This is a genomic window from Grimontia sp. THUN1695, from assembly GCF_059704325.2.
The window spans coordinates 2,544,338-2,556,884 of sequence record NZ_AP046577.1 but is presented as its reverse complement, the minus strand read 5'-3'; the positions used below and the strand labels follow the sequence as shown (position 1 = coordinate 2,556,884).

Below are 12,547 nucleotides of genomic sequence, written 5' to 3'. Positions count from 1 at the left end.
TTAGATTAAATTCTGGGGGTGTCCTGCCACAAAGGCATTGAGGTTATCAGTGAGCTGGTTGGCAAGTGTCTGGATGCTGGAATCACTGCCCCAGGCAACATGGGGAGTGAGGATCAGGTTTGGCATCCCCGCATGGGCTAATAGAGGGTTGTGCATGGTGGCGGGCTCCTCGGTAAACACATCTACCCCGGCACCCCCTATCACACCTTGTTTAAGCGCATCAACCAGTGCCTGTTCATCCACCAAACCGCCGCGGCCGGTGTTAATTAAAATGGCCGTGGGTTTCATTTTAGCCAGTTCTTGCTGACCAATCAGGTGTCGGGTCGTGTCACTTAACGGGCAGTGCAGGGTCAGGATATCTGCGCTCTTCAGGGTACTATCGAATGACACATAGCCATCACGGATGGACGCAGCGCCTTTGCGCTCTGCACGGATCACTTTCATACCGACGGCCTTGGCCAGCGCTTCGACCGATTGCCCAAGACACCCTGACCCAATAATGGCGAGTGTTGCACCCTGGATATCGCCGATGGGATGGGTGAAAAAGCAAAACTGGTTTTTCTCCTTCCAGACGCCAAGCTCGATATCACGGTGGTAGGCATTGAGGCTACGCCTTAATGCAAAGGCGAGGGCCATAACGTGTTCCGGCACTGAGCGGGTCGCATAGCCACGGATATTGCACACTGGCAGGTTATGAGCTTTACACCATTCAAGGTCAATATTGTTGTAGCCGGTTGCCGCGACGGCAATCAGCTTCAGCGCAGGCAATTGTTTGAGGATCTCGCCACTGAGCACCACTTTGTTGGTGATGGCGATGGTCGCCGTTTTGAGCCTGTCGACAACCTGATCAGGCGAAGTTTCCTCAAAACTTTCCCATTGATGGGGGAATGCAGGGGAGGGAATACGAATATGAGCAGGGATAGTAGCGCTATCCAGAAAGACAATCTTTTCCATGGCGGACTTCCTTTTTCCGCCAGTGTAAAGCGGAATACCTGATTACTTCAATGACAGCGGATCCGCTTTAATTCCCCGTTGCACCAGTGTGTCTCCCGGTGCCTGACGGTAAAAATCGCAAGGCGCTGCCAGATGCATGGGTTCTCCGCTGCCTGGGTGCAGGAAACAGAGCTCACCAGCGTGAAGCTGGAGCCGCGGAGAATATTTCTGTGCTTGTGGGTGGGCATAAAATTCATCCCCCACAATCGGGTGGTCAAGCGCCAGCATATGCACACGAAGCTGATGGGAGCGGCCGGTGATAGGCAAAAGCCGCACCAGGGTGGTTTTCTTTTCGCGTTTGATGACTTCGTAATCGGTCACTGACGGTTTACCGTTTTCAAAGCACACCTTTTGTTTCGGGCGGTTTGGCCAATCACAAATCAGTGGCAGATCAACCCGGCCTTTCTCCTGCTCAACGTCCCCCCAGACGCGGGCATAGTAGAGCTTGTGGGTAACACGTTCACGAAACTGCGCCTTGAGGTGACGTTCTGCCTCTTTATGCTTGGCAAACACAATCAGGCCGGATGTCGACATATCGAGCCGGTGAACCAGTTCAGTATCTGGATATTCCGCCTTGATGCGCGACCACGCGCTGTCATAGTGGGCAGGGTCACGCCCCGGGTTGGTCAAAAGACCACTTGGTTTGTTGATGGCAATGATGTCGTCATCTTGATAGATAACATCCAGCCAGGGGGTTGTTGGCGGGTTATAGATAAAATCGCTCATGGTGCTGCTCAACGTTTAGACGGGCGGCAGTTTAGCATGCTGCTACGGAAAGAGAAGCCCGACAAAAAAACAAAGGCACTGCCGGAGCAGTGCCTTGTATGCAGTGTTGTGCGATTACTGGTGGCTGACCACAATCACACGCAGTGCATCCAGGTTGACCTGGGCCTGGTTGATGTAGCCGCGAAGTTCATCCATCTGGGTTTCAATCGCTTCCAGCTCATCGTCGCGGATGTTCGGGTTTACGGCCTTCAGGGCCTGCAGGCGATCCAGTTCGGCGCGCAGCTTCGACGTCATTTCCGCTTCCGCCGCTTCTTTAATAACGGCCAGTTGTTTTTCCGCCAGCGGGTCACCCATCTCAATCAGCCCATGGATCTGTTTTTGTACCGAAGAGACCAGCTTACTCGCCAGATGGCGGTTAACCGGGCTCAGCTGACGGTGGAAATTTTCGAATTCCACCTGCGCCGCCAGATCGTTTCCTTTGGCATCCAGCAATACACGGATTGGGGTTGCCGGCAGGAACTGATGAATGCCTGAGCTTTTCGGTGCCTGCGCATCTGCCACATACAACAGCTCCAGGAACAGGGTGCCGACAGGCAGGGCTTTGTTTTTCAGCAGGGAAACGGCTGTGGTACCGACATCTTCTGACAGCAGCAGATCGATACCCCCCTGGATCATCGGGTGCTCCCAGCTGATAAAGTGCAGATCTTCACGGGACAGCGCCGTTTCACGATCGAACGTGATGGTGCATCCTTCGCTTGACAGCCCCGGATAGCTGGATACCAGCATGTGCTCAGACGGTGTCACGACGATGGCATTTTCGCCTTTGTCATCCTGGTTCAGACCTATGGTATCAAACAGGCCCAGTGCAAACGTCACCAGGTTCGTGTCACCATCGTGTGTGCGGATAGTGTCTGCCAGTGCCTTGGCCTGCTCGCCACCGTTGGAGTGCATCTCCAGCAGGCGGTCTCGGCCTTTTTCCAACTCTGCTTTCAACCTGTGGTGCATCTCTGCACTGGTTTCAATCAGGGCGTCCAGTGAATCGTCCAGACTGCCTTTCGCCAGCAGTTGCAGCAATTCTTCCTGAACATGTTCAAACACGGCGCGGCCAGTCGGGCAGGTTTCTTCAAACGCATTCAGGCCTTCGTTATACCAGCGAGCCAGCAGTGCCTGCGAGGTGCCTTCCATGTAAGGGACATGGATTTCAATATCACGGCGCTGGCCGATACGGTCAAGACGGCCGATACGTTGCTCCAGCAGATCCGGGTTCATCGGCAGGTCGAACATCACCAGCTGGTTGGCGAACTGGAAGTTACGGCCTTCTGAACCGATTTCCGAGCAGATCAGTACCTGTGCCCCTGCTTCTTCCTGGGCAAAGTACGCGGCGGCTTTGTCACGCTCCAGAATCGACATCCCCTCGTGGAACACCGTGCCGCGGATGCCCTCACGCTCGCGCAGTGCCTGTTCCAGTGACAGGGCAGTTTGTGCGCGGGAGCAGATCACCAGCACTTTTTCCTGGCGGTTTGACTTAAGCAGGCTCAGCAGCCAGTCGATGCGTGGGTCAAAGCCCCACCAGCTGGCACTTTCGCCTTCAAATTGCTGGTAAATATCTTCCGGGTACAGCCACTGGATGGCTTTTTGTTCCAGCGATTGTTTGCTGCCGCCCATCATGGCCGCAACACGCATGGCGGTCTGGTATTGGTTTGGCAATGCCAGTGGATGCAGATTCAGGTGGCGCTGTGGGAAGCCCTGAATGGCTGCGCGGGTGTTGCGGAACAACACGCGGCCTGTACCATGACGGTCCATCAGGTTATCAATCAGTTCATTACGGGCATCACGGCGCTGCTCTTCATCGACGTCGCTGGCTTCAATAATACGTAGCAGTGGTTCCACATCCTGCTCAGACAACAGCTCAGTGATACTGTTTTTGGCGTCGTTACTGAGTTTTTCATCCGACAATAGCTGGCTGACGGCATCCGCCACCGGGGCATACTGTTTTTCTTCCTCGACAAACGCCTGGTAGTCGTAGAAACGGTCCGGATCCAGCAGACGCAGGCGGGCAAAGTGGCTTTCATGGCCCAATTGCTCCGGGGTGGCGGTTAACAACAGCACGCCCGGGGTATTTTCAGCAATGCTTTCAATTACCTGATATTCGCGGCTGGTTTTTTCTTCACTCCACTCCAGATGGTGCGCTTCATCTACCACCAACAAATCCCAATCACCTTCCGCCGCTTGTTCGGCACGCTTGCGACTTTTACGCAGGAAATCCAGTGAACACAGCACCAGTTGCGCAGTATCAAACGGGTTGTCGGCATCGGCAAACGCTTCGATACAACGCTCTTCGTCAAAAATGGAAAAATGCAGGTTGAAACGGCGAAGCATTTCAACCAGCCACTGGTGTTGCAGGGTTTCTGGCACCACCACCAGAATACGGGAGGCACGGCCAGACAATACCTGTTGGTGGATGATCATGCCGGCTTCAATGGTCTTACCCAGGCCCACTTCGTCGGCCAATAACACGCGTGGCGCATGACGGCGACCTACTTCATGGGCGATAAATAGCTGGTGGGGGATCAGGCCTGCACGCATCCCACAAAGGCCACGCAGAGGGCTTTTGTGTTGCTCGTACTGGTTTTTCAGTGCGCGATAACGAAGGGCGAAGCGGTCCATGCGGTCGATTTGGCCAGCAAACAGCTTATCCTGTGGGCGGTTAAAGCGGATTTGGTGGCTAAGGAAAATCTCGCGCAGCGACACATTTCCTTCGCCGGTGTCAGTACGGGTACCGACATAGGTCAGTACGCCCTTGTCTTCGTCGACACGTTCAACGGTGAGAAACCAGCCTTCATGACTTTCGACAGTATCGCCAACGTTAAACATGACACGGGTAATAGGCGCATCGTTACAGGCGTAGAGCCGGTTTTCTTCACTGGCCGGGAACATCAGGGTCACGGTGCGCGCATCAATCGCAACAACGGTACCCAGACCCAGGTCACTTTCAGTATCGCTGATCCAACGTTGTCCGAGGGCGTAAGACATAGGAGAGAAACCTCTGGTTAAAGCTGACATAAATTGGCGTTGACGTACTTTGGGCGAACTAAAGTGTAGGCCATGATAAGTACGGAGAAAAAGGTTGCCAATGGTACTCGAACTTGTGAGCGGGGTCACGGTGAATGTGTGAAATTTGATGGCATAACAAACAGGTAACAAATTCATGAAAATGTGGGGTGGTCGACGGGTAAACCCGCTAGTTTGTCTTACGATTAAGATGATGCAGACACTCGGTTTTCCGGCTGAGTGACTGTATTTCTCTGATTGCCGTGGCATGTGGTTGGTTTACGGAACAGGGAAACACGTGGGATTCCCACTGCCTACGCAACCAAGGAGGTGCCTATGGGCGATGCCGATCGGAAATTCTTTGTGCTGGATACTAACATCCTGCTTCACGAACCTTTCGCCATCTATTCCTTTCAAGAGCATGACGTGGTCATACCGATGACCGTCCTCGAAGAACTCGACCGGATCAAAGACAGTAAACGTGATGTCTCCCGCGATGCACGTGTTGCGATCCGGGCCCTCGAAGATATTTTCAAAGATGCCACCCCAGACCAAATTGCCGAAGGGATCGTTGTCGGCAAAGAAGGCAGCACGGGCACCGTTTCGATTCTCGCTGACTACCAGATTAAAGAGACGGTACAAGCGTTTGCTGACAAGGCCGGGGATAACCGAATCCTGAATGCAGTGCTTCACCTTCAGGCCAAACGCTCCCCCCGAAAAGTGGTGTTGGTGACTAAGGACATCAACATGCGTTTACGGGCGAAAGGCGCGGGTGTACGAGATGTTGAAGATTACCGCACAGACCAGTTGATTGATGATGTCAGCCTGCTGACCAAAGGCTTTCAGATCTTTGACGGTGGATTCTGGGACAAAGTCGGTCAGGTTGAAACGGAAAACAGTGGCCGTACTACGCTGCATACCCTTCCGCGAGAGTTGGCGGATACGACGTTTATCAACCAGTATTTGCTGGATGAGAGCGATGATTTTGCCGGACGTGTGGTTGGCCTGACTGACACGGAAATGACCATCAAGGACATCAGCCGTGAACGTTTGATGCACCGTGAAGCCTGGGGGTTAGACCGAAAAATATTTATCAGGGCATGGCGATGGATGCATTGCTCGATCCGAATGTGGATTTGGTTATCCTGACGGGGCCGGCAGGTTGTGGTAAAACCATTCTCGCTATGGCGGCAGCCCTCGAGCAGGTGGTCGAAAAGGGAATGTATGACAAGATCATTGTCACCCGTAATACGCCGGAAATTGCGGAGTCTATTGGCTTTCTGCCCGGCACTGAAGAAGAGAAAATGCTGCCCTGGCTGGGGGCGGTGACAGACACGTTAGAAGCACTGCACAAAAATGATGAGTGTGCGGATGGCTCAATGCGTTACATCATGGATAAGGCTAACCTGCAGTTCAAATCCATCAACTTTATGCGCGGTCGCTCAATCCAGAACGCGTTTGTGCTTTTGGATGAGTGCCAGAACTTAACCGCTTCTCAACTGAAAACCATTATTACGCGCTGTGGCGAGGGGACTAAGATTGTGTGTTCCGGTAATCTGGCGCAAATCGACAGCCCTTACCTGACGCCAGTAACCTCCGGGTTAACCTATATCGTCGAAAGATTTAAGAACTTTGAGGGCAGTGCCTGTGTTTACCTCAATGGTGTGGTGCGCAGTCGCCTGGCAGAGTTTGCTGAAGAAAACCTCTAACCTGAACTAAGCAAATACAGGCTGCTGACGGCAGCCTGTATTTTCGTTGGTGCATCACGCCCAGTGATGTTCGGTAAGCGTCTTGCCTTCTCCGCTGCTTGTACTCAGATTGCTGGCTGTGGGTTTATTGGCACGCATGCGTGTCGTCGCAATCTGCACTAACCCTTCTCCGTTTTCCCCGTCATAAGGGTAGCTGGCGGTGCCTGCACTGAAGGTGAGTGGTACCTTTTGTTGGTCGATATACAACAGGCTAAGTTGCAACATTTTTTGCAGTTGTTGCAGTTTACGCTGTGCCTGACTGCTGTCGCTAAGTTCAAACAGGATAGCAAACTTACCGCCACTCAACCTGGCATAAAGTGTGTCGCGAGGGAGTTGTAACCTTAGCTGGGTTGCCAAATGTTTAAGTGCCATGTCACCGACATCCTGGCCATAGTTTTCATTGATCTGTTTGAGACGATCAATGTCCAGCACGGCAACCACATAAGGCGACAGTGAAAAGCGTCTTTCATTCAGGGCAGCAAAAAACTGGTGACGGGTTTTGGCACCAGTCAGGGGATCGTTTTGGGTAGCACATTCTAATTGTCGTTTAGAGTCCTTGAGGGCTTTAATCGCGTTTTTTAGGGCTACCGTCCGGTTTTTCAGCAAGCAGTGGTAAAAGAGCAACCCGACAGTAGCAATCATCAATAAGGCAGTAAAAATCAGATATTGTAACGTTTTGTCCAGCCAGGATTGGACAGAATGTTGCTTATTCTGGGGTAGCCATTTGTTGTAGATAGCCTCAACGTCTTCCTGAGTGATGTTATCCAGACCACGTTCAATATCTGCAACCATCGCCAGTGAATTTTTACTGACGGCAAAGTGCAAAGGGAACGAGTACAGTGTCTGGCGTGGAGTGAACAGTCCCCGGTGACCGGAATGGCGCATCTCGTATAATGCGGTATTCAAATCATCAATGAACACGTCGATTTCTCCACGGTAAGCGGCATCATTCAATGAACTAAAAGTAGGGAACAGGCGAATGTTCTGCTCAGGGATGCGGGACTGCAAAAAAGCGTGTTTTGTGCTGTCTTTAACAGTACCAATAACGGTCGAGTCCAATGCATGTAAGGAATCGAATGGCAGATCTTTTTGAACGAACAGGTTGACCTTGTAGTCTTTTAGTGGAAGTTCCCGGGAAAAGGTGAGTGTTTTCGCCCGATCACTGGTATATCCCAGTGCACCATGTACGACGCCAGGTGTCGTCCTTACGTAATCGAGCGAGTCGCTCCACGGCTTTAATTCGAAGGTAATTGCGACATTGTTGACGTTGCCATAAAGACGCCAAAAATCGACCATGATGCCATCAGGTTCTCCCAACTCATTGATAAATGAGAAAGGTTGCCACGTTGAAGAGCCAGTAACGATCAGTCTTTGGGTTTCAGCACATGTGGATGGGGAGAGCAAAAAAAGGACTGACGTCAGCGCAAGGAAAACAAGCTGGCGGAGTGTGTGCATAGATGAACTCGGATGAATCAACTTGTCTGGATTATCTGTCGGAGATTATACGCAATCCTTTGTGTGCAGGGAAACGATTAGTCGAGCCGTTGTCAATCGTTAACTGTCTGTGAAAATGATGAATATTTCGCAAAGTATAAAGCCGCCTTTGCGGCGGCGGGTAAATGGCCATGACAGTTAAAACAGCTCGACATCGTCTTCTGGTTTCAGCGATTTAAGATCACCGGAGGCGATCAGATCTTCATAAAAGGCGACCTGATTACGGCCGTTCTGTTTGGCCTTGTACAAAGCCTGATCAGCAAAGCCCAGGACAGTGATTGCATTCAGTTCTTGATCGCTGATGGCCGCAGCACCCATCGAGATAGACACTTCTTTCGCCTGGCCGTAATCACGCTTGTTCACGGCGTCAATAAACTCACTGACCGTCGCTTCCATCTCCTCTCGTGACTGAGGATGCATGATGACCACAAACTCATCGCCACCGTAGCGGAACAGGATATCCTCATCGTGAAATATCTTTTTCATCATAGCGGTGACCAGAAGGATAACCTCATCCCCGAACACATGGCCCAGAGCGTCATTTATCTGCTTGAAATGGTCAATGTCGAAGATACATACCCAGTGGTGATGGGTCGGATCGTCGATGATGCTGGTGCCCTGGATCAGGAAACGGTCGAGCAGCAGGTCAATTTTGGTCGTTAGCACCTTGCGGTTGTACAGGCCGGTTAAACCGTCCCGTTCGCTGGCGGAAATGATCTTCTGGTAGTTTTCGTAAATTTTTGCCAGCCCTTCAATCAACTGAACTTCATCGCCTTTCAGCTGAGCGGCCTTACAAAATATGATGGCATGGATTTCATCTTTCTCGCCGTAGCGGATTGGTGAGGCTAACAAGGACTGGTTTTCATCTGTGCAGTACTCAACCACGTTTTCACCTGAAAGCACACAGTTGCGCAGCACCCGCTCTATGGCATCCTTTTCTTCCTCAAAGAGAAAGATGTCCGAGCATGCGACGACCATAAACTGCGGATTGGCTTCAGCATTGTAATCCAGCACTAAAACCTGGTTCGCCGATGTTAGCTGCAAGACAGTGGTAATGAGGCTTTCGGAAATCGTATCGGACTCTGTCTGGGCTGTAATATCGACCACCGAGTCCAGTACATCAATACTGGTAACAGTCACAATCGCATCTCTCTTATGGGTTTAGTGTCTTAAAAATAAGTATAGATGCGGTTAGTTGATGCGCAATATTTGTCCAGTCTGGCCCGTTTAACGTTATGAAAGGTAGGACTTTATTGTGTCATTTGGGGTGGTAAGTTCTTCAATATCAGCGTGATAAACCACTTTACCCCCGTCGATAAACAGCACCTTGTCGGCAATCGCCAAAGCATCTTCCGGATGATGGGTCACCATCAGGATTGTCGTGCCTTGACTGGCTGCCAGGTCTTTTACTTCCTTTAACATGTCGCGGCGAAGGGAGGGATCGAGCGCAGAAAATGGTTCATCCAACAACAGGAGTGGGCGGTTACGAACCAGACTGCGTGCCAGCGCGACACGTTGTTTCTGGCCACCGGAGAGTTCACCGGGCAGGCGCTGCAGGTAATCACCAAGCCCCACTTTGTTGGCGGCCTGCACGATGCGTGATTTATCCGTCTCAGTGATAGCCAGTTTCGGACTGATGCCCAGAGCAATATTGTCGAAAGCGCTCAGGTGACTGAACAGGTTGTGCTCCTGAAACAGGATGGACAGTGGCCGCTCGTGAGAGGCGTTGTGAGTGAAATCATCATTACCGAATGAGACAGAGCCGCCATGAGGTGGGAGTAACCCGCAAAGCAAAGAGAGCAGGGTGCTTTTCCCTGCGCCACTTGGGCCGAGAATGGCTGTGATGCTGCCCGGCTTTGCGGTAAACGTGAATGTCAGCATCTCTGTCTGGTACAGATAGGAAAGATCACGAACGTTCAGCATAGGTTTTTCCTGCAATAAGTTTCTCTATCAGGGCATAGCTGCCAAGGCTGAGGGCAAAAAGGATCAGGGAAGCCGCGGCTGCCGCGTCCATTTGGTAGCTTCCCATCAGGTGGAACAGGTAAAGCGGCAGGGTCTGGAAGGCCTGGCTGCCCACTAGTGCAATGGCGCCCAAATCGCCGGTAGAAAGTACAAAGCTGACCCCAAGGGCACGGGCAATCGGGCTTTTGAGGGCTCGCCATTCCACAAGTTTCAGTCGTGCCAGCCCTTTCACACCGAGACTGTTACACAGGTTCTGATACTGCTGGGATAACTGGAAAGCTGGCGCGCTCAGAGTTTTGACCACATACGGCAGTGCCATCAGGGTGTTTACCGCAAGCACCAATCCAAACGGCGAGCTGAACACATCGATATGCTCACGCAACATGAGAAACAGGCCGGTGCTGAGCACCACACTGGGCACCACCAGAATCAATGACGCAGTCATCTCGATGCCATCGGCACGTTTCACTTTTCCATTCAGCCGCCAGAAACGGCTGGTCAGTACGATAGCACTGCCCAGCACAAACGCGGACAGTGCAGCACCTGCGGCAAGCGTGACTGAGTTGGCGGTTGCCTGCCACAGCGCCGGTTGGGTGAGGATGTGCAGGGCGCTGGGGTTAATTCCGCCGAGTACCACCATCGCGAGTGGAGGCACGACAAAAAGCACAGCCAGACCAATCCAGAAGGTGTCCCAGACTTTTTCTGCCGGAGTGTCGAGCTGGGAAAGCAGTAACACCGTACTGTCTCTGCCCTGTTGTGAAACCGGACGTGCCAGTTTCTGGATACCAACATGGAACAGGCCACAAAGCAGTAATTGCCACAGCGCCAGCAGCGCACCGGTATGTAAATCAAAATCAAAGCGGATGGCCTGATAGATAGCCAGTTCAATGGTGGTGGCACCGGGGCCGCCACCGAGCGCCATCACGGTGGCGAAACTGGTAAAGCACAGCATAAACACCAGACCGACAGTGTGCGGCAATTGCTGGCGAAGATAAGGCCATTCAAGCAGCAGGAAACGGTGCCACCCCCTCATGCCCAACTGTTGGGCGAGGCGCTGTTGATCGCCGGGGATTTGCTCCAGTGCCTGAACCAGAAGCTGGGTAGAAAAAGGCAGGTTGAAGAACACATGCGCCAGCAAAATACCGGACAGGCCATAAATGTTGACGTTCCAGTCCAGTCCCAGAATCGGGAGCCACTCCGACAGCACGCCGCTTTTGCCATAAATCGCCAGAATACCGAAAACGCCGACCAGCACCGGCAGAACCAGTGTCATGGAAAACAACTTTAGCAACAGGCGTTTTCCCGGAAACTGACGACGTGCCAGTGCGTGGGCAACCGGAATTGCCAGTCCCACAGACAGCAGTGTGGAAAGTACGGCCTGTTTGATACTGAACAGGGTAACGTGCTGCAAGTACGGGTCTTGCCACAATGCGCTGATATCCAGTACGGGCGCCTGAGCCAACAGGGAAAACAAAGCGGCACCAATCAGCGCCGCGATGACTGACGCCGACAGGATGCCGGGCCAGGTTCGGGAAGGGTTTAGCACGACTTCTCTACTACTTAAAACGGGTTACTTCACCAGTGCGGATTGCCACTCACGAATCCAGGTACGGCGGTTATCGGCCACTTTTTCTGGTGTGAACTGCAAGCTCTTTTCCGGCACAGAAAGGGTGTCGAAACCTGCCGGCAATTCGATGTCTGTGACTGGGTACATCCACTGGCCAGTCGGTACTGCACTCTGGAAGCCATCACTCAGGATAAACCGCATGAACTGGTCTGCCAGCGCCTGCTTTTGTGAGTTTTTCACTTTGGCCGCTACTTCCACCTGCATATAGTGGCCTTCTGCAAAATGGGCGCTGCTGAAGTTCGGGTTTTCTTCCGCAATCAGGTGATAAGCCGGAGAGGTGGTGTAGGAGAGCACCATGTCAGATTCGCCTTCCAGGAACATGTTGTAGGCTTCTGACCAGCCTTTGGTGACAGTGACCGTTTTCTCTGCCAGCTGTTGCCATGCCCCTGACACATCGTCGCCGTAGACAGATTTCATCCACAGCATCAGGCCCTGTCCGGGGGTTGAGGTACGGGGATCCTGATAGATAACTGAAATATCATCCCGTTTCTCAACCAGTTCTTTCAGGCTTTTTGGCGGGTTTTCCAGCTTGGTTTTGTCGTAAACAAACGCGAAATAGCCATAGTCGTAGGGCACAAAGGTTGTGTTATTCCAGCCGTCAGGCAGGGTCACAGAGGTTGTATCCACATTGTGGGTGGCCAGCAAACCGGTTTTTTCTGCTTCAGCCAACAGGTTGGTATCCAGCCCGAGAATCACGTCTGCCTTGCTGTTTTTGCCCTCAAGGCGAAGACGGTTGAGAATGGTAACGCCATCTTCCAGTGCCACCAGATTCAGGGTGCAGTTGCACTCGGCCTCAAACGCTTTTTTTACCGCAGGGCCCGGGCCCCAGTCTGCCGCAAAGGAGTCGTAGGTGTATACCGTTAAGGTATCGGTCGTCTCTGCCAGCGCGGGACCTGCCATGGTCATCGCCAACATCAGAGCAGAAATAGAATATTTCATCAGTGCC

The 12,547-nt window shown here is 52.3% G+C and carries 8 protein-coding genes and 1 pseudogene; 1 reads left to right on the top strand and 8 read right to left on the bottom strand.

The window, feature by feature from the left end; all coding sequences use genetic code 11:
- From AC6IB1_RS15030 to rapA, 3 genes are all read right to left on the bottom strand, one after another.
- Nucleotides 1-954 carry a D-2-hydroxyacid dehydrogenase gene (locus tag AC6IB1_RS15030; RefSeq protein ID WP_497567315.1) on the bottom strand — a complete coding sequence of 318 codons (954 nt, stop codon included), beginning with the start codon at nucleotides 952-954 and terminating at the stop codon, nucleotides 1-3.
- Nucleotides 955-996: 42 nt separating this feature from the next.
- Nucleotides 997-1,719, bottom strand: a complete 723-nt coding sequence (gene rluA, locus AC6IB1_RS15025; RefSeq protein WP_497567314.1) for a bifunctional tRNA pseudouridine(32) synthase/23S rRNA pseudouridine(746) synthase RluA — start codon at nucleotides 1,717-1,719, stop codon at nucleotides 997-999.
- 114 nt (nucleotides 1,720-1,833) lie between these two features.
- Complete coding sequence (rapA, locus tag AC6IB1_RS15020) at nucleotides 1,834-4,752, bottom strand: RNA polymerase-associated protein RapA (RefSeq protein ID WP_497567313.1); 2,919 nt, start codon at nucleotides 4,750-4,752, stop codon at nucleotides 1,834-1,836.
- A gap of 354 nt (nucleotides 4,753-5,106) precedes the next feature.
- Here rapA and AC6IB1_RS15015 point away from each other — a divergent pair.
- A pseudogene (locus AC6IB1_RS15015) lies at nucleotides 5,107-6,479 on the top strand (PhoH family protein).
- 54 nt (nucleotides 6,480-6,533) lie between these two features.
- Here the strand turns inward: AC6IB1_RS15015 and AC6IB1_RS15010 are convergent.
- From AC6IB1_RS15010 to thiB, 5 genes are all read right to left on the bottom strand, one after another.
- Nucleotides 6,534-7,973, bottom strand: coding sequence for a diguanylate cyclase domain-containing protein (locus tag AC6IB1_RS15010; RefSeq protein ID WP_497567312.1), 1,440 nt, complete (start codon nucleotides 7,971-7,973; stop codon nucleotides 6,534-6,536).
- Between the two features lie 177 nt (nucleotides 7,974-8,150).
- Nucleotides 8,151-9,152, bottom strand: coding sequence for a GGDEF domain-containing protein (locus tag AC6IB1_RS15005; protein ID WP_497567311.1), 1,002 nt, complete (start codon nucleotides 9,150-9,152; stop codon nucleotides 8,151-8,153).
- Between the two features lie 93 nt (nucleotides 9,153-9,245).
- A complete protein-coding gene (gene thiQ, locus AC6IB1_RS15000) occupies nucleotides 9,246-9,935 on the bottom strand; it encodes a thiamine ABC transporter ATP-binding protein (RefSeq protein ID WP_497567310.1) in 690 nt (229 codons plus the stop codon).
- Nucleotides 9,919-11,520, bottom strand: a complete 1,602-nt coding sequence (gene thiP, locus AC6IB1_RS14995) for a thiamine/thiamine pyrophosphate ABC transporter permease (RefSeq protein ID WP_497567309.1) — start codon at nucleotides 11,518-11,520, stop codon at nucleotides 9,919-9,921. Before thiP ends, thiQ begins: the two co-directional genes overlap by 17 nt.
- Before the next feature lie 24 nt (nucleotides 11,521-11,544).
- A complete protein-coding gene (gene thiB, locus AC6IB1_RS14990) occupies nucleotides 11,545-12,516 on the bottom strand; it encodes a thiamine ABC transporter substrate binding subunit (RefSeq protein WP_497569153.1) in 972 nt (323 codons plus the stop codon).
- Between the last annotated feature and the right edge of the window lie 31 nt (nucleotides 12,517-12,547).